Raw genomic sequence first — 18,312 nt, forward strand, 5'->3', positions numbered from 1 at the left:
AAAAGCAAGCGATCTTAATGCCTGATATAAAGTATTTCTGAGAGATGACCTCCTATGTGACATCGCCACGTTCCTTAACTAACTCTATTTTCATTGGATTAACTAACTGAGGAGATATTTCTTCTACCGCACTCGTATTGAGTGCCTTCTCAAAATCAATGAGCCGTTTGGTTTTGATATAGGCGTCTCCAATGAGATTACCAGCACTGGTGTCGATATCTACGTGGACGGCTTTGCCGTTTTTCTCAGGCTGTAGAAATATTCGGGCGATAGGAAATTCGCTTTTTTTGGCAGAGACGCCCGTGAGGATAGCGTCCCATCGCTCGCCTTTGGGAATGTCCCGGGAGATGGAGACCTTCGCAGAAAGCTCATTCATTCTGATAAATGGATTGCCCCCTAGGCTCACATCTGACTTTGGGGCAACCAAGGTTAAGCCTGTGATCCGACCCTCTTCGATATCTTTGTGAAAATTTTCTGAGGGGTGACCTGCAAGGATAATATGAGGAATGTAATTCTTAGTCTTTCTGTCTCCTGTAGGGGAGACGTACTGGAACGGTTTATCTTTTCGTGATTTGCATATCCTATTTATTATATCGTTTAACATGGATTGTATTCTGTACGCAGATACAGATGGTACTGCCTCGATGAGGGTGAGGTATGTGTTGGGATATTTACTATTTGAATCTAGAGAAAACATCACATGTGCAGAGAAGCCGTTACCCTCGGGCTCATTTTTAACCAGATGGCGGACAGTGCGTTTATCGTGGTCTGTATAACTTGCATTAGGGGCATTTTTATCTGAAACTTCAATTAAAAAAGTAGCGATCCGTTTATCTGGGTCTATTTCATAATCTTTTATTATGGATGTTATTGTCCCTCCCTCGAATTCTTTCGGAGAAAAATCATCGGTTTTTTGAGCTTCTGTCCATAAAGGCACTAATTCTTCCAATTTTGGGTAAGGCGCCTGCTTAGCTCTGCGGGAGACTGATAAGTCAAAAAACAGTATATTCCTAGCATGTTGGGTCAAAGCCAAGTTTCGTCTCCTGAGGCTCGAGGCTATTTGTGCAGAGACTTATCATAGATAGACATCGTGTAGTAGAAAAGTGTATGTTCTCTAAATGTTCTCATGACGGATCAGAAAAGTCAAGGAGATTCCAGACTTTTCGTTCAGCTCTGGCTTTCCCGTCCCAAAAACACCTGTTTTGGGAATAGTCCTTTTTTGCATGGCTGTGAGTCCGGTCATGCAATTATGGGACGGGGTTTGTGATACGGTTTTCAGGAGTTCATGGCCCGCCACGCCGTCATCTTGGAGACGTGCAGAAGCTTCGCCACTTCCCTTGCTGACAGTCCCTGAGCCTTGAGGCGCCTGGCCTGAGCGAGGTCTTCCTCGAGCAGGGAGGGACGCCTTCCCAGACGTGTTCCTCTGGCCTTCGCCGTCTCCAGCCCAGACAGCACACGCTCACGAATGATGTTGCGCTCGAACTCGGCAAAGCCCGCGAGAAGCAACAGAAACAGCTTGCCCCCGGCGCCTGACGTATCAATGCCGAGATTGAGGATACGCACCGCCACACCGCGCTTTTTCAGCACATCAATGAGGGTCAGCACGTCCAGTGCGTTACGCCCAAGCCTGTCCAGCTTGGCAACAATCAGCGTGTCTCCAGCATGGAGCTTGCGCACCAGTCGCTTGAGCGCCGGTCGCGTCTTCCATGAGGTCGCCCCCGAGATGGTCTCGGTTACGATACTGTCTTCGTTCACACCTTCACGGAGTAAGTCCGTGACCTGATTGTCTGTCTGTTGTCGCGATGTGCTTACCCTCGCATAGCCATATTTTCCCATATTCCCATCCTGTCATTGCGGGACAGCTTTTCGGTACGTCTGCACCCGGTTTCGCCATCCTCCCATTATCGTAACAGAATCAGGTGTTTACGGGATATCCTGGGGGCAGGTTCAGCACTTCACAGGGTGTGTGACAGCCTCGTTCCCTCCGGAATGAGCGTCTGTTTTTCCCCTGTTTATCGGGAGGAATACCCTCGGCATGGATATCAAGATTTTCGGTCGCAAGGTCTGGATTTACGGAATCCAGGGACGGGTCAGCGGTTTGCGGTCATGGACCGAGACCCACACCACAACCTCGGGAGGACAGGTCAGGGATTGCGGACCTGGCGGTCTTCATGTGAATGCACCTCGCGTCGATGTCCACACCACCCATCACCAGAGCTTCTGGGTCATTTCGCCCTCAGGCCGTGAGTGGCAGGGCAGGGGCAACTATCCCTTGCGAGAGGGTCAGGAAGTGCGTGTTCTCTGGGCAGGTATCCGGGGAGGAATCTCGACAGGTCACGTCGTGATGCATAACCGGACGCTTCAAAAGCTATGGACCAATCCACAGGACTTGCCTCGCGCGCTGAGCTTCCATGGCATTAAGCGCCTGACCCTGAAATATCTTGCCGTGCTGGCTGTGGTGTTTGGCGTCGCTTTGTACTTCCCGCTCACATACAACGATGCTGGTACTGGCGCCTTTTTCAAAGGTCTGTTCGCGTGTGTGGTTCTGATCGCTATCGGTGCCATGCATCGCGCGCGGATGATACGGGACAACCAGAGCGAAGCCCTCTCGGCCATTCAGAAAGCGGTCGCAAATGACCCCGAGCTTCAGCAGTCGCTTTCGGCCTGAGGCACAGGGGCAGGTTTTGTAGTTCCGGCGCCTCGTCTTTTTCTTTCCCCCTCACAAGGACTGACATCCATGAGACCCTTCGGTTCTCTACTCTCTTTACTCATGCTTGCGGGTCTCGCCGCCTGTGCGTCCGCTGGTGATGCTTCGATGAAAAACCTCACGGCATCGGAGGTCGATAGCGCCATCCATGATGGTGTCACGACCGGCGATGAGGTCCAGCGTCGCTTTGGTGCGCCTTCGGAAATCTCTCAGGAGAACGGGGCCACCATTTGGAGCTACGCCTATACCTCTGGCCGTGAGGATAACCTCTCCTTGGCTCAGGAGGCAGTCGGTCTCAGCTTCATTGGCACACGGAGCAATGCCGAGAGTAAGTCTCTCGATGTCACGCTCAGGAACAACATCGTTCAGTCCCATCGCTTTGCCGTCAAGCATATCAACGGTGGTAGCGGGGTTAGGCAATGACCATGAAACACGCACTCGCCCTTCTCGTCCTGACAATACCTGTCACGGCGCAAGCCCAGACCATGACCGAATGCATGCTGGCGCGAAATCAGGGCATGATAAGCCCGGCCTGTGGCAAACTGCTGGGTCTGTCGGGCAGGTCAGCACAGCCTCCCGAGGATAATGGCGGGGTGCATCTCAAACAGACGCTCTCCTACATACCTCTGGGCAATCGTCTGGGGAATGCCAGTATCCTTGGCCTGTCTCTGGGTATGACGCAGGACAAGGCCACACAGACGCTCAGGAGCTGGTGTCAGCGTGACCCGAACATTGTGAACACGGCCCTCTCCACCACCTATAAGGGCGCGAATGTCGAAACACAGTTCTTCCCGAGGCAGATGCAATGCTCCAAAGGGGATGACACCATGGAGATAACGCTCTCTGCGCCTGTGATGGGGTCGGTGGTCACACAGATAGAGCGGAATGTCTCCTTTGCTCCTGACAGCGCTCCGACCTTTGCAACGTTGCAGGAGGAAGTCGCCGGTAAATACGGTCTGCACCTGCCAGCTCCCGGACCCTATGGCGAAGCCAGTCGCCAGCTTTACGCCAATATGGCGGGGCAGGAGATCGAGGGGGTGATTCACGCTGTCTCGCCCCGAAGCGAGGATGTCTCGACCTATGACGTGCCGGGAGAGACAGGGCTGTTGCAGGTGCGTCTCCAGAGCGTGTCAGGCAATCCTGCCAATATCGGCCATATCAGCTTTGACCTGCATGACATGCGGGCCGAACGCATGGTGGCAACCGAATTGCTCAAGCAACTCAATGCATCCGTTGATTCGAAACTCGGCAAGGCGTCATCGCTGAAGCCTGAGCTTTGACGCTTTCATCCGGGGGGAATTATCCTCTCGGCTAACGTGTCCCTCACACGATGCCCATGATGTCAGGCAGGGAAGGGCGGGGATTGGCTGATGAGGAGCGGATAGGTGGAAGCGCCTGTGAGGTCTTGCGTTTCCTGTCGTCTCCGCCTGTGCATGATTGCATATAACGTGCTTCCACTGTTTGCTTCCCCGCTCTCTGACGCAATGTGGTGACACGGGCCTTGGCAGAGAGAAGGTTGATGCGGGCCATCTGCATGACCTCGTTATCCTGCGTGTCTTCGAGATAGGCCAGAACCTCTTTCAGGGCCTGTTTCTCTCTTAGATGGTCTTTCACCTCCGGCAGGTTCATCCAGTCGCGGTGCTTGTGTTCGCGACTGCGGACAATCCAGTCCGCCATCCATTTCATGGCGTATGAAAAATTGCTGTCATCGCTCATATCGAGCTTGCCGATATCATGTCGGTGATAGCCCAGAGTTTTCAACGCCTCGTCAAAGACAGCCCTGGCCTTGCGAGCCTCTGCTTTGTGCCATGGCGCCCACAGGGTCACACGGGCTTCTGCATCCAGCCAGTCCTGTCTCAATCCAGTCAGACACCTTTCGTGACCAGCCCTGATATATGCTGTATCACGCGATTTCGGGTCGGGATGAGGTTCGGCAGGGATATGGGACCAGCGGGACTGGAAGCTCTCTGCCAGTTCGATGAGCAGGTCAGCGAAACGCTTCTGTCCATGCAAATGGTCGCGGAGTTGCTGTTCTTTCTCTGCCTGTGCTTCATTGAAATCGAGAACGGCTTGCGCCTCTGATTGTGTCATTCCTTTGGTAATGCTGGCGCGTGTCTTTGGGGATGACGCAGGTATGGCTCCAGTTTCAGCAACACTCTCAGCGGTGGCGCCGGTTCTCAGGACAGGCCCTGATATTTTCCTCCCTCTTGCTGGTCCAGAGGTCGTGCTGACGGAATCCTCAGAAGGTTTGCGTGAGTCTGGCGGAAGCGATTTCTGTTCTGAGACTATGGGGTCAACGGGGGTTTCCCCCTTGCCAGATGGGTCTCGTGATGTGTCACGAGGGCCAGGGCTGGCTATGTCTTCCTTACTCCTCTGACGTATCGCGCTCTGTTCAGATGTTTCATGGCCGAGAACAAAGGCGCTGAACTCTGCCTTGCGAACACCAAGCAGGCGGGAGACTGAGCCCACGATAACGCCATGCTCGTCTTTGAGAAGCACGACACCAGGTTTCCTGTCTCCTGCCATCAGGGAGCAGCCTTGCGAGGATATCGCACTCTGGAAAGCCTGCCAGTCAGCGTTCCCGGCATACAGGTCACGCAGGACATATTTGATGTCGAACGGCTTTCCTCCCTGCCTCTGACTGCGTCTGGATTGAGGGTCTGAAAGGACGGAGTTGGGCAAGGCCCCTTCGCAGAGCACCTGTAATCTCTTGCGGTACTCCTCTGGAACGGCGTGATACACAGCGAGGTTGTGGCGTCCCTTGGTCAGCTCCAGTCCGTGCTTCAGTTCGAACAAGCGGGCAACTTTCTCCTGTCTTTCGTAGCGGTGTGACACATCCAGAACCTTGCCTGTTTCTGCGTTCGTGGTGCGGACGAGGATATGGCAGTGGCGGTTATCGGCCTCGCCATCATGGCGTGTCTTGGTGTGAATGACGGCAAGGGCAACATCTGACGCCTTGAACCCGAACTCCTGCGCCAGCATCGTAATGCAGTCAGCAAACTGCTCTGTGGCCAGTTTCTCACGGGATGAGATCTGGAAGTGCTGAACAGCATTAATGCGATTAAAGGCTGTAGCGTCTGCAATGCAGTCCTCTATGTCCTGACGTCTGCCTTTCCATACATGGATGTGCTCATTGTCGCCGGTCTTCTCTACGAGGTGGTGATAGATGGCGCCGGAACCGGATGCGGTCTTGATGGGGTTGCTCTTGAGTATCATCGAACCCTCCCCAGCACGCGATTGATGCGGGCTTTGAGGTCGTCGATATCCTGGGGCAGGGAGGAGGCAGGCACCTGTTCGCCACTGTTCAGCCTGCGGGCAATCTGGTTCAAATTGGTGCCTATCGCTGACAGCTCCTGACGCAAAGCCAGAAGCTCTTCAGCAATCAGGCTTCCGCCTGCCATCTCGTTGAGCAGAACCCGGCGACACCAGTCTGAAACCCTGCGTGTGCCTGCCTTGCGTTTTATCCTTGCCTGTTCATCGGGTCCGACCCGGATGTGTAATGTCTCCGTTTTCATAACCTGTCCTCATCTTCGAGGACTATTGTGACACGAGGTTGTGCATGAAAGAGGGAATGGAGGACGATATCTCCAAGTGTCGCATCTGTGAGTGAATCATTCAGATATATAAAATGTTTCAGGAATACATGTTCAATATTTTACTTCGGCGCAGATTTAAGCCTTTGGAGGCATTTTGATTTTATCTCGGAGGTGTTCTCTGATTTTACAGACTGAATCGCCTTGATGGCGTTATGGTAGAAAGTAGCGACTTCTTGAGGGGATGGTTCTATCTGACGGCTCTCACAAATGTCGGCGATAGTCGGAAGATAGCTTCGGCTCCTAAGGAGCTGGAACACTTTCGCTGGATTTGTCGTGAGGGCAGAACTTAAGGCGCCCGTAATGCCCTCTGAGTATGACGCATCCGAATATTGATATAGATTCGAAATGGCCTCCAATGAAAGACTGTCGCCACGGGACGCCTTTGACACAAGCTGGTCGAATTGTTCTTCCGTCATTGGTCTAGCAGGGCCACCAGCTTTATCCGGCAGGGTGGTCTTCGGCTCATTGCTGTAAGCGTGGACCATCAACGTGTCCGTCGCCAGAAAAAGCAGTATCGGAGCGAGATTCTTAAGTAAGAAATGTCTGCGCATTTTCTCTCTCCGTTTCGCGTCTGCTGGCTCTGAATGCTTCTAACAGATATTCTTTATGGGGGAGGCTGTCCAAGGGAGTTTATACACTCGCAAGGCAGACCGCGAACATGAACACCTTCTTGGTTCTTATATAAACAAGTTGGAACAGGACCAAAGCAAGAGGCTGTGTTTCCCTGCTTCGGCGCCTTTGAAATCATGGAAACCTGGAATGTATCTGTCTTCCTGAAATTCTTCACGACCCTGAAATGCAGGGTATGCAGGAACATGGTTTGCAGTTTCTGGGTATCGGTTCTGGCATAGTGGAAATCAGGATGGCGAGCTGACAGCCTGTTCAGCCTCTCATCAGAAAACCCACGCAGAAGCAGGAGAACTGCGCCTCCAGATGTCTTCTGCTTCATGAGCTGACTGGCTCTGCTGACACGCCATTCAGAGAGAGTGCCGGTGTTCTTGCCCTCGTATACACCTCGGTAACGGCGCTTGATGTCTTTCCTCAGTCCGATGAAGGTCAGGCTGGTTTCAGGCTTGCCATAGTCCTTGGTCGTATAACGTGACGCTCTGGCGACATCGCGGATATCCTTGATGGCGTCGTCTCGTCTGTCGAGTTCATTGGGGAACGCATCGAGTATCTGTTCCTCAACCCATGCCCTGTGTTCAGCTGAGACGTAGAGTTGGATATGATAATGTGGTGTTTCATCCTCATGCAGTTCCAGCGCTGTCATGCCCAGCAAAAGTATATCTCTGTTTCGGGCTTTGCGTCTGACACGCTTCCAGCGTCTGCCGATTTCAGCCTTCGCCTGTTCATAGGAGCAGTTGCGATATTCCGCCGGCAGGGTAAGGGTCAGGAATAATCCCTCATGATTCAGGAAATTGACGGCGAGGTCATGGATGCCATCTGCAATGGCAAGATTGACCGCATAGCTCCTGCGGAGATGGAACTGGCGCAAATCGTGAGCTGACAGGCTTCGTTCGGGGTGTTCTGCATCGGGGACGATGATGAAGCTTTTCGCGCTTATAGTTCTGGCGTTATCGAAGTTCTGCTGAACCGCGTCGTGTTCCGGAAGCAGGCCAATGACCCTGCGGAGATTGCGCCGTAACCTGTTGGCCTTGCGTGTGAAGACACGCCCGGTGATTCGTCTGAGTTCTTTCAGTTCGGTGTGTGATTGGGAGAGAAGGTCGAAGCCTGAAACCAGTTCATCTGGCTGTGTTTTAACCCATGCGATGACCTCATGGGCGACCTGTTCAGCCTCTTCGTAACAGGCGAGAAAGACGCAGTTTTCTGCGGTTGTTCGTGTGATTTGGTCTTTGTAGAACCTGTGCAGGGGACACAGCCTGCGCCAGATGTCTGGCCTGTCGGTTTTGATATAACTCTCTATTTCCTCATATTGCACATCATCCTACGCATTCCCCATACAAATGGAGATGCGATAAATGATGTATACTGTCTGTCAGTGGTGCAAATCATAGCGTTACTCCTTCGTACAGCCGGTCTGGGTTAATTCTGGCTGTAGGAGGGAGTATAGCACCCAGACAGGCGTATTTGTTTATATGGTGAATATTTCCGTCGGGTACCGGATGTTTTCCACGACCGCGTGGAGATTCTCGATGTCGATGCCTGAAAGGTAATTCAATGTACCCATGGATTTATGGGAGGCTTCATGCCCCAGCAGGGTATCAATCCACACCTCTCGGATGTCTGCTCTGACATTTCGTAAACGTGTCGAGACTGTGTGGCGGAAGCCGTGAAACGTTACGGCTAGAGGAAGGCCAAGACTGGTTTTGTGTTTCGAAAACTCATTGGCAAATGTTTGGCCACGAGAGCGAACATCTGACCCTTTCAGTTCGGAGAAGAGATATTTCTCACCCTTCTGCATGTAATCCATTATGCCGAATCTCATCAGCTCTGAATGAACCGGGACTGCCCGTATGCCTGCCTGAGTCTTAGGCTTCCATCCATCGTCATGAGGGCCAATCACAAAGCAGAGGATGCCATCTTTTTCGATAATATCCTCGTTGCGGAGGTTGGCGATTTCTCCAAGTCGCATGCCGGTGTAGAGAGCCATCATCACCATGCCCCGAAACGTTCTTTCGCTGATGGCGGTTCGTTCCCATCGCGTCGTTATGAGGGTCGTCAGTTCCTGCTCTGTCCAGGCGCGCCGGATAACCTTCTGGGTTGTATCGAAGTCCCAACCTTGCCACGGGTTGCGTGAAACAACCTCACGACGAACCAAATCTGCCCATGCCGGAGAGATGCGGGAGAAATGATTTTTCACTGTTTTTGGAGCAATAGTTTCCAGCTCTTCGCTTAGAACCCTGTCAATCTCCTCCTGAATGGAGAGACCTTTGCGCCCTCTGCCGTGAACGGTGGGAAGGGAGAGAAGCGCATCCCTGAAATCACCCACGGTGCTCCCGTTGATATCTCTTACATCCATGTCACCAAAGCAGGATATAAAGAGTTGCAGGGTCTTCTTCGCGTTTTTTATGGTATGACTGCTGACTTTCTTACCCTCAAGATGTTTGGTCACGACCGTCGAGATGGGAAGCTTGGCTTTGCGAACCCCTTTGGGGCGCGTTTCTGGCTTTTCCTCGGCTAAGGCGGAAGGCAGAGGCTGTGCGGTTGGTCTGGCAATCTCGGAGATGATACTCTTGAGGTCATCAATCCGCTCTTGAAGCATGTTTTCACGAAGGCTCACGCGGATAGCGTGAAGGTCCAGTATCTTCGATAGCTCCTCATAGGCAGAGACCATCCTGTCTATCTGGTTTTTAGATCTCGTGTGATCCTGAAGCCTTTGAAGCAGATGCTCGGCGCGAGCAAGTTCGGCTTCCTTACGCTCTGCGAGAAGTATGGCCTCGTAGGCTTCTGCCTGCTCTTTCAGGAGCTGAGCGACTTCAGCGGGAGTCATAAAGGGGGCTCTCTTGAACAGGATTGATGTCTGCCCATAAAGGTAAGACGCACGTCCTTTGGCTGTAAACCTCTCGGCGGTATGAAGGCTGAACCAAAGCTCACGCTTGCCCACCACACCGCGTATTGCGACCGGGACCACCCTGCGAAAATGGTAGTGGCTTTTCACAAGACGAAGCAAACCTGCTTCTCCAAAATGGAGAAGGGTTTTGGAGAAAACCCGCTCTCGCACATGCGAGTGGTATAATTTTCTTGTTTTTCAAGGGGTTAGTGGCGGAGAGAGTGGGATTCGAACGTCCGCGATAATCCGCATAAGTTATTGATTAATAACGATTATATATCTTTTCCCCAATATACCAACCCGCAACACTTCTCCAAAGTTGGAGAAAAACAATGCTAAAACAAGTAGGAACGAGTTATCATTTCAGAAGAACAATACCAGAACATTTAAGGGGTGTTTTCGGAAAGCGTGAGATATGGTTCTCTCTACGTACATCAAAGAAAATGGTCGCAAAGGGCAGAGGGGCATATCTCTACGCTCAAACGACTGCACTGTTTGAGAAAGCACCTTATATGTCCGAAGATACTATCAAACACTTATTGGACCTGCTGAAACAACAGGAACAAACATACGAATTCATCTTGAAAGGTCAGGAGAAAATTCACGCATCAGAAAGAGCAGAACTTATCCTCGCAAGGCTTCAAGATTTTAAAGCATATGAAAATATGGTCGATAAACTTCAAACAGGTACATCAAGCTTAATTTCAACTTTCGAAAAGGTCCATTTCCGCAATCAAATTAAAGCCGAAATGCAACGTGAACAAATCGATGATATGAAAAAAATTATCACAGATATCGGAACAGCAAGACAAAACCAATCAAACCAAATCAGTGAATCAATAGAACGTCATACACAAAATTCTTCAAACCATAGATATCTCATCTCAAACGTTGTCGCACATCACCTGAAATCTAAAAAATGCAGTGAAGATACTATTAAAAATACAAAAAGAACCCTCTCTTTATTTATATCCTGCTTCGGTGATATGGATATACGAGATATCGATGGGAATATCGCAGGTGATTTCAAAGACGCTTTACAAGCACTACCCGAAAACTGGGGCAAACAAAGGAAAAACCTCTCCATACAAGAAGAAATCGATAGAGTCATAGCCGAAGATTTAGAAACTATTACTCAAAAAACAGTCAAAAATCATATGGGTAGATTATCCGTATCGCTAAAAGAATCCGTTAATCGTGGCGTTATTCAACGAAATTTCTTTCACGGATGGAATTATGACCTTACAGCAAAAGTCGTGAGACGTGCTTGGACTGATGACGAAATCCAAAAATTAATACAATCACAATGGATGACCACAGTAGTATCAAACCAAACATATAAAGCTATCGTCAGAATGGCTCTATATACAGGTATGAGATTAGGTGAAATCGCTAATATCAGAAACGAAGACATTACCGAAATTAACGGTATTCCTTGTTTTCTCGTTCAACATCACGATGATACTGACTGGAAACCCAAAACATCCGCAGGTATCCGAAAAGTCCCTATTCATTCCAAATTAATGAAATACGGGATAATGAATTTTATGAGGGAAGGGGAGAAGTATCTCTTTGCAGAACTTAAAGGGTCAGACTCAAGAGCAAGAGGTCAATCGTTCTCAAACGAATTCTCTAAACATAAAACTTCCATAGGATTACCTCTCGCAGTCACATTCCACGGTTTCAGACACACAGTGTCAACCAAACTACGAAACGTTAAAGACGATATTAGAGAAATATGGATTGATGCCTTACTTGGTCATGAACCATCTCATAAATCTATGGGAACTATGGGGTATCTGTCAGGCATCGATATTGAAAACCTTCAACAAGTCGTCGAATGTGTAAAATACGATTGCTTGTGAGAAATTTGATAGTATTTACTAAAGTATCAAGGTTTAAGTTCTGGTACAGAATCTTCTATTTTGGTCATAGATACATGATAACACTATATAAGATATATCAGTGCTTCCGAATGTGATATCAGAGACAAGTTATGACAGTAAGTTTGTCATAAATAAAGGTTAGAGTACTCTATCATGGAGGATTTATAAAAATTCTAACATCATCAAATAATTGTGAAAAACTTTCATAATAATCTGAGCCAATAACCTCCTTATATTCACTAAGAATATATTTATTTTTAATTTCAATTAATAACCATCCTGGGAAATGTGCCAAAATTAAATTTCTATATTGCCAATGAAGATGAGGTTCAATGTCGTTAATAATGCCCTTAATAGAAAGAAGGCGTGTTGTGAGTATTACAATTAAACCTATAATTTCATCTTTTTTTTGGCTACATAAATTTTCTATTTTAATACTATCGAGGCGTTTATCAAAATATTCTTTTTCCTCTGTAATTTTATTGCCAATAGACGATATAATCTCTGCATGTATTGCGAGTTTCTGAATGTATATGGCCTCAAGAGATAATTGATGGGATTGTTCAGAAATACTGTTTGAATTTTCAGCTATTTGGTTAGAGTTTTCAATAAGTTTATTGGAGTTTTCAGAAACTGAATATGCCTTTGTTGCTGTATAAATAACAGCTAATAAAGTCCATATTGCAACTAAAGCTTGAAACCAATTAGAAAAATCACCAAAAGTGCCAGCCTCATTTAATTTATAATCTTCACAAGCTATCCACCCAAATGGAAATAGGGATAAAATAAAGCACCCTAATAATATCTTCCCTAGATTCTTTTCTATCCAAGAAGGCATTTTACTATCCTTTCATTCAATGAAATTGCACGAGAAAATTAATCATAACGCAAATAAAAAAGGGATAAAGATGAAATCATCTCTATCCCTTCAAAACTCGTGCTATAATATTTAAAGACGAATAAAAATACCATCAGGAGCAGGAGTGTTTGTTGATTACATAATAACACATACTCCTGATGATTTGTAAAGATTTTTCGTAAAAGGAGTATTTTGGATTATGAATTATTAGAGAGTTATATATACGACATATCAACATCTGTTTACGATGTACTTGAAACTCTCCACCCCTTCTATCGTTATAAACTGTACGGAACAATCGCAGAAAAGCGCGGTTTACAGCCAGATTGCGACTTACGCGAATTAGCTGAAAACATTGTATTAATGATACCTAGAATCAATAAAGATGTTAAAGATGGTTTTGAAATTGCTTCATTATCTTATGAAGATTTAAAGGAATCACAGAAGAAAAATAATAAAAGATTGGGACGAAAAGCAAACAGAGCAAGAACTAATATACGTAAAACATTCAAAATCAATATAAATGATGATGAAGTGCAAAAAACTTTTGATAATGATAAAAAAGAATACTACGAATCCTACAAATTAAACGGATTCACGGTTCAGGATTCCATCGAATTAAAACAGAAACATAATAAATCGAGAGATTGGTCTATTGCTCATAGTTTAGATTGTTCAATGAGAATTGCAAATCTGTGTCAGAACCTATGCGATTCAGGTTGGTTATTATCACTTACATTACCCGGATCTTTTCGTGGAAAAACTTTTGAGAAATGTTCTGAGGAAATTAATTACAGATTAAATCAAATCAAGAAAGAAAGTGATAGACAGGACATAGAATGGACTGGAACTTTTGCGATTGAAACACATAAAGACGAAACTCAACATATTCACATATTGTACTATGTGAAAAACTATAACGAAGATGAATTCTCTAACAAGAAAACGGATAGAGATAAATTATTAGATATAGTTTTTAAATATTTCAATAATGAAGATAGAGACAATTATCAAGTTAATAAACCAGCTTACTATGCAGGTGGTTTGTTGAATTATATGTTCAAAGACTATGGAAAACAAAATACCAGACACGGATTCATTGGCCTAAGACGCGATATTAAAAAGATATGGAATAGTCTATATCGTGGAAATTACGGAGATAAGTCTTTATCTTATCTTTCAGGTGACAGCCTATGGATTGCAAAGCGATATATTCACTGCAATGATGGGACAAGTGATTTTATTTCTGGAAGAACAGGCTTCACATTATTCGCTCTTCGTGCGTTTCGCTCGGAACGTTTGAACAATCACGGAAATAATAATAAACTTACAGTCTATGAAGATGAAAGAACCTCTTATCTACGTAGAGAATTGAACAATAGAAAGTATAAAAAAACACATCAATTATATAAGAAAACTACTAATGTTAGATATGTTAAGTTTTTGTTTGGTTATGTTTATTTATATATAAACCAAGATTGTGTACTCGGTGTATTTTATAGATTTGAAATAGTAAAAAGTTTTGGTCAACCCCCACCGGCAGGCAGGGATTGAGTAATTTTCTAAACTTTTTCAAAAGAACTATATCACAAATCAGAGCAGATTGGAGGAATATGCCCGCAATTATGTCTTCATAATTGCCTGATATATGGGAAATTATGAATATCTATCTTTAAATAGATCACGAATATAAAATAGTCTATCTTATTTACAGCGTTTCAATAAAGTTATCTAGTTTATTTTTTTTGAAAAGATTTTCAAGATCCTTTTGAGAGAACAGTCTACGATGACAGCTTGGGTATTTAATAAAAACATTACATTCAAATGGATAGACTTGGTAATCTATAGAATATTCAAATGAAATTTTTTCTGTTTTAAGATAATTGAATATATTATTATATTTTAAACTTAGTAAAAAATTTTGATTTTTTAGGTGGAAAACGTCTTTAAAAGGAATAGGAAATTTTAATTCATACATATTTATTTTATCCCAAGGGTTCGACAGGCACAGCCTTCGCCAGCTTATTATTAGGAGGTGCATCGTCAGATGTGCCACCTATAATAGGGCTGGCTACCAATTTTATACGATATTTATTGATATAATATAAGTCAATAAATCTTATTCACTTCTTATGCTATAATGTGTCTACAACAAAAAGGTAAACATATGAGTAATTTAAAAATTAATTCCGTTCATTTTAGAATATCAGACAGTGAACTAAAAACTATTAAACAACACGCTGAAAAACGAAAACTTAAAACATCTCAATATATTAGAAATATATGCCTTAACGATGTTGCTGGTGGTTCTTTTATTGCTGATGAGTTGCTTGAACTGCGTAAATCAATAAGTCCTATCGGTAATAATATAAATCAGTTAGCACATCGTGCGAATTCTGGTGAAACTGTCGATATATCATCATTGGTAGATATTATTCATACTCTCCAAAAAGATATTAATCAAAAACTTAAAAGAGTAAAATAATTATGATTATTAAGTCTAATCCTATATCAACAGATTCTAAACCTTCTGATTTATATAATTACTTTTGTACGAATGACAAAAATGAATATATAGAAGTGTTAAAAGCTGATGAGCAGGATGTAGAAAACTGTTTCTCTGATGCTGAAATGTTTAATAGAAAAAATTCTCTTAGACATTTCCAGTTATCACCAAAAGAAGACCTTACTAAAGAACAGTTTTTGGATTTAATAGATAGAGTTAAAAATGAATTCGAATTGTCTGATGATGATGTCGTGATGGCTTCACTTCATACATATAAAAAAGAAAATTCTAAAAGAGGTAATCAACATGCTCATGTTGCTATCCGTATGGTCAATCCTGAAACTGGAAAAGTTAAAGCATTTGATAACCTATACCAAAGACAGGAGAAAATTTCGAGAATGTTCGAAGTTGATCATAATCTTGAACTGGTAAAAGGAAGACATAACAGAGCAGTTTATGAAAATGTTCCAGAAGAATATAAAGAAAAACTTTATCATCTTACACAAGGTGAATTGCCAAATTCATTCCTACGCGATGGCCAGTACCAAATGCAAAATCGCAATGGAATGAGTAGTTTTGAAATACGTGCAAAATGTAAAGAACTATTAACTCAATGCGATAATCTTCAATCATTTTCATCAGCAATTCAGGAATATGGATGGTCATTAGAGCAGGGTCAAAAAAAGATTATCTTGAATGATGAAAGAGGTAATCTCGTCGGGTCAGTCGATAGAATTTTAGGAATGAAAAAAGAGGAGTTCGAGGCTTTTAAGGGAGATTTTGAAGTGCCTAAAAAAGAGGTAGCCAGCCCTATTATAGGTGGCACATCTGACGATGTACCAACCCACAATAAGCTGGCGAAGGCTGTGCCTGTCGAACCCTTGGAGAAGACTTCTGAGAACGATATAAACGACTTTATAAGCAATACAGCACCAGCATCACAGACCAGCTATGAAGATGATTTAGACACATTCATAGGCAATAATATGGATGTTGATAGTGATAAGTTAGAAGCAACAGACGCGATGACCTACGCTGAAAAATTGGCTGTCAGCGATTTCAATAAAGCTATGAGTGATAAAGATAAGGCACTACGCGAAACACTTAAAGCACAAGATAAATTAAACAAGATGATGCTTGGATGGTTAGACGATTGGTCTAATTTCGTTATTCACGAAACTCATAAATGTAATAAAATTCTTGATGAAAAATCTTCATTGAAAGAACTTGATGAGAAAACAGTGAGCGGGTGGATATCACGCAATTTTAAATCAGAACTGAATGACTTAAAAAAAGGTAAATCTGATTTACGTGAATTACGAAAAGATATTAAAGAACTTCATCACCAAAAATCTTGGTTCAAATCTATTAAGCAGAAGAAGATTAATAACAAAAAAAATGAATATGATGAACTGTCAAAACATTTATCACTAATGTCTATGTATATAGTTCATAGTATTTTTCATAAACTTGGTATATCAAAAACGTCACCTGAGTCAGTCTATTATATGACTGATAATCAAAAACGTGATTATCTTATTCAGTCAAAGAACAACGAATATGCTAAAAAACTATTAGAAGTGAATGGTATTTCAAAAGTCATTGACGATATTTCTATCATCAAAAAATGGGAACGCGATGACGCTATTGGTAGCTTTAAAAACAGAGAAGAAGCAAAAGATGCCGTTGCACAATTGAAAAAATTAGAACGAATTCAATCGTTTGATAAAAACTTGATGAATGATGATGAAAAAAATTCATTCGATGAATTGATTAAAGATTTAGACGTTGATGGTGTGAATCATCTTCTGACAGAGGTTAATATGCGTATATCACAAGAAGAACGAGATGAAGATAATGTTATCAACTTTAAGGAAGAATTTATTAAAAAACGTTCTGTGAATAAGACAAAAAATAACAACATATCTTTTAACAGGTAATGTTTTTCCCCATTTTTATTGATTAATAAATTATTTTTATCTTTTTTCGCAAAAGCTACACCTTTTGCGATATAATAATCATCAGTCAATGCCCGCAGAAATCATAGAAAGGATTATCGCATAAGGTTATTGCAAAATGGAGATTACAAAAATGAATACAGATTATGACTATAACGAAGTGATGGATAGCTTTGAAGCACTTCTCAAACAAGCACGATATGACTCAGGTTCAAGCGTAAAAATAAGAAACTTTCTCTTTTCGATATGGAAAGATGAACCATTCCAAATTTCATTCATGGCGTATCTGGATACCAATAATACGAACCATGTTTTGAATGTCTTGAACTGGCATATCAAAAACCAATTCTCATTCCCTTCCGATTTTGAATATGCGGATGAAATGCGTGCCTTGGTTGTTCGTGAATACGAAAGAAGAGGTGAGGCATGATATATGGATATGCACGAATAAGCACATCAGACCAAAAACTGGATATGCAAGTAGATGCACTGCAATCGGCTGGTGCTGTTGAAATTTACACAGATACAATAACGGGAACAGCTAAAAACCGCGAAGGATTGGATGAACTGCTGTCCATTCTCGTGGCTGGTGATGTGGTGCTGGTGTGGAAGCTGGATAGGCTTGGAAGGTCAGTCAGGAACCTGCTCGAATTGGCAGAAATACTAAAATCCAAAGGCGTCAGCGTTCGCTCCCTGCAAGACGGCATAGACACATCAGGACCATTAGGTGGCTTTCTACTGACCATTCTGGGGGCCGTTGGTGAATTAGAACGTGAGACAATACGGGAACGTGTGCAAGCAGGAATGAGCGCAGGAAGACGCAGAGGAGAGCATCAGGGACGTAAACCCAAATTATCACGTCTGGCACGTCAGGACGTGGTGGATTCTGTTGCTAATGGCTCACCTGCAAAAGACTTGGCACGACGCTATGGCGTTAACGTTGCTACCATTTACAGAATTCTATCCGATGCTGTTCAGGGCATCGAACGTGGAGACAGACTCACACGGAAACAGATGACAACTATCTGAGATTTGCAGGGTAGGGCGTTGAACCGCTTCGGAGGCAATCCACTATGGGTTGCCATCTCACAAAGATAGCTTGCATTCTCCAAAAGACTACTCCAAACTTCTTCTCCAACCCATAACTTTGAGAAGGAAAAAACTAATGTTTTCAAGGAGTTATCTAATGCACTGGCGGAGAGAGTGGGATTCGAACCCACGGTACGCTATTAACGTACACACGCTTTCCAAGCGTGCGCCTTAAGCCGCTCGGCCATCTCTCCTGTCGA

The 18,312-nt window shown here is 44.4% G+C and carries 17 protein-coding genes, 1 tRNA gene and 1 pseudogene; 9 read left to right on the forward strand and 10 right to left on the reverse strand.

Going from position 1 to position 18,312, the window contains the following annotated elements:
- Positions 1-52: 52 nt before the first annotated feature.
- Both D5366_RS10300 and D5366_RS10305 read right to left on the reverse strand, forming a co-directional pair.
- On the reverse strand, positions 53-1,033 hold the full coding sequence (locus tag D5366_RS10300; protein WP_141493560.1) for a hypothetical protein: 981 nt from the start codon (positions 1,031-1,033) through the stop codon (positions 53-55).
- Between the two features lie 242 nt (positions 1,034-1,275).
- Positions 1,276-1,836, reverse strand: a complete 561-nt coding sequence (locus D5366_RS10305) for a recombinase family protein (protein WP_141493561.1) — start codon at positions 1,834-1,836, stop codon at positions 1,276-1,278.
- Positions 1,837-2,173: 337 nt separating this feature from the next.
- Between D5366_RS10305 and D5366_RS10310 the strand changes: the two genes are divergently transcribed.
- From D5366_RS10310 to D5366_RS10320, 3 genes are all read left to right on the forward strand, one after another.
- Positions 2,174-2,668 (forward strand): hypothetical protein, encoded by a 495-nt coding sequence (locus tag D5366_RS10310; protein ID WP_141493562.1) that lies wholly within the window; start codon positions 2,174-2,176, stop codon positions 2,666-2,668.
- 69 nt (positions 2,669-2,737) lie between these two features.
- Entirely contained in the window at positions 2,738-3,130 is a 393-nt protein-coding gene (locus D5366_RS10315; protein WP_141493563.1) for a hypothetical protein, read from the forward strand.
- Between the two features lie 2 nt (positions 3,131-3,132).
- The gene (locus D5366_RS10320; RefSeq protein ID WP_141493564.1) at positions 3,133-3,987 is read left to right on the forward strand and encodes a hypothetical protein; all 855 of its coding nucleotides are present in this window, start codon (positions 3,133-3,135) and stop codon (positions 3,985-3,987) included.
- A 43-nt stretch (positions 3,988-4,030) separates the two neighbouring features.
- Here D5366_RS10320 and D5366_RS10325 read toward each other — a convergent pair whose 3' ends face one another.
- The 6 genes and pseudogenes from D5366_RS10325 to D5366_RS12245 all read right to left on the reverse strand — a co-directional run.
- Positions 4,031-5,923, reverse strand: coding sequence for a relaxase/mobilization nuclease domain-containing protein (locus tag D5366_RS10325; RefSeq protein WP_141493565.1), 1,893 nt, complete (start codon positions 5,921-5,923; stop codon positions 4,031-4,033).
- Positions 5,920-6,222 (reverse strand): plasmid mobilization protein, encoded by a 303-nt coding sequence (locus D5366_RS10330; protein WP_141493566.1) that lies wholly within the window; start codon positions 6,220-6,222, stop codon positions 5,920-5,922. The genes D5366_RS10325 and D5366_RS10330 overlap by 4 nt, the downstream gene beginning before the upstream one ends.
- Positions 6,223-6,362: 140 nt before the next feature.
- On the reverse strand, positions 6,363-6,854 hold the full coding sequence (locus D5366_RS10335; RefSeq protein ID WP_141493567.1) for a hypothetical protein: 492 nt from the start codon (positions 6,852-6,854) through the stop codon (positions 6,363-6,365).
- A 53-nt stretch (positions 6,855-6,907) separates the two neighbouring features.
- The gene (locus D5366_RS10340) at positions 6,908-8,242 is read right to left on the reverse strand and encodes a rolling circle replication-associated protein (protein WP_141493568.1); all 1,335 of its coding nucleotides are present in this window, start codon (positions 8,240-8,242) and stop codon (positions 6,908-6,910) included.
- Positions 8,243-8,395: 153 nt separating this feature from the next.
- Entirely contained in the window at positions 8,396-9,754 is a 1,359-nt protein-coding gene (locus D5366_RS10345; RefSeq protein WP_141493569.1) for a tyrosine-type recombinase/integrase, read from the reverse strand.
- A 75-nt stretch (positions 9,755-9,829) separates the two neighbouring features.
- Positions 9,830-9,985, reverse strand: a pseudogene (locus D5366_RS12245) (DUF6538 domain-containing protein); the annotation flags it as partial.
- 161 nt (positions 9,986-10,146) lie between these two features.
- Here D5366_RS12245 and D5366_RS10350 point away from each other — a divergent pair.
- Entirely contained in the window at positions 10,147-11,679 is a 1,533-nt protein-coding gene (locus tag D5366_RS10350; RefSeq protein WP_141493570.1) for a tyrosine-type recombinase/integrase, read from the forward strand.
- Between the two features lie 172 nt (positions 11,680-11,851).
- Here D5366_RS10350 and D5366_RS10355 read toward each other — a convergent pair whose 3' ends face one another.
- Complete coding sequence (locus D5366_RS10355) at positions 11,852-12,538, reverse strand: hypothetical protein (protein ID WP_141493571.1); 687 nt, start codon at positions 12,536-12,538, stop codon at positions 11,852-11,854.
- 213 nt (positions 12,539-12,751) lie between these two features.
- Here D5366_RS10355 and D5366_RS10360 point away from each other — a divergent pair, with 213 nt between their 5' ends.
- The 5 genes from D5366_RS10360 to D5366_RS10380 all read left to right on the forward strand — a co-directional run bounded on the left by D5366_RS10360 (position 12,752) and on the right by D5366_RS10380 (position 18,052).
- A complete protein-coding gene (locus D5366_RS10360; RefSeq protein WP_141493572.1) occupies positions 12,752-14,113 on the forward strand; it encodes a hypothetical protein in 1,362 nt (453 codons plus the stop codon).
- A 613-nt stretch (positions 14,114-14,726) separates the two neighbouring features.
- A complete protein-coding gene (locus tag D5366_RS10365) occupies positions 14,727-15,044 on the forward strand; it encodes a plasmid mobilization protein (RefSeq protein ID WP_170211086.1) in 318 nt (105 codons plus the stop codon).
- A gap of 2 nt (positions 15,045-15,046) precedes the next feature.
- Positions 15,047-17,005: a relaxase/mobilization nuclease domain-containing protein gene (locus D5366_RS10370; protein WP_141493574.1), complete on the forward strand. Its 1,959-nt coding sequence runs from the start codon at positions 15,047-15,049 to the stop codon at positions 17,003-17,005.
- Positions 17,006-17,156: 151 nt separating this feature from the next.
- The gene (locus tag D5366_RS10375) at positions 17,157-17,453 is read left to right on the forward strand and encodes a DUF7673 family protein (protein WP_141493575.1); all 297 of its coding nucleotides are present in this window, start codon (positions 17,157-17,159) and stop codon (positions 17,451-17,453) included.
- The gene (locus D5366_RS10380) at positions 17,450-18,052 is read left to right on the forward strand and encodes a recombinase family protein (RefSeq protein ID WP_141493576.1); all 603 of its coding nucleotides are present in this window, start codon (positions 17,450-17,452) and stop codon (positions 18,050-18,052) included. Before D5366_RS10375 ends, D5366_RS10380 begins: the two co-directional genes overlap by 4 nt.
- Before the next feature lie 163 nt (positions 18,053-18,215).
- On the opposite strand, the gene D5366_RS10385 is transcribed toward D5366_RS10380, so the two are convergent.
- A tRNA-Ser gene (locus D5366_RS10385) sits at positions 18,216-18,306 on the reverse strand.
- Positions 18,307-18,312: the final 6 nt, after the last annotated feature.

The sequence above is a fragment of the Neokomagataea tanensis genome (genome assembly GCF_006542335.1).
GTDB lineage: Bacteria > Pseudomonadota > Alphaproteobacteria > Acetobacterales > Acetobacteraceae > Gluconobacter > Gluconobacter tanensis.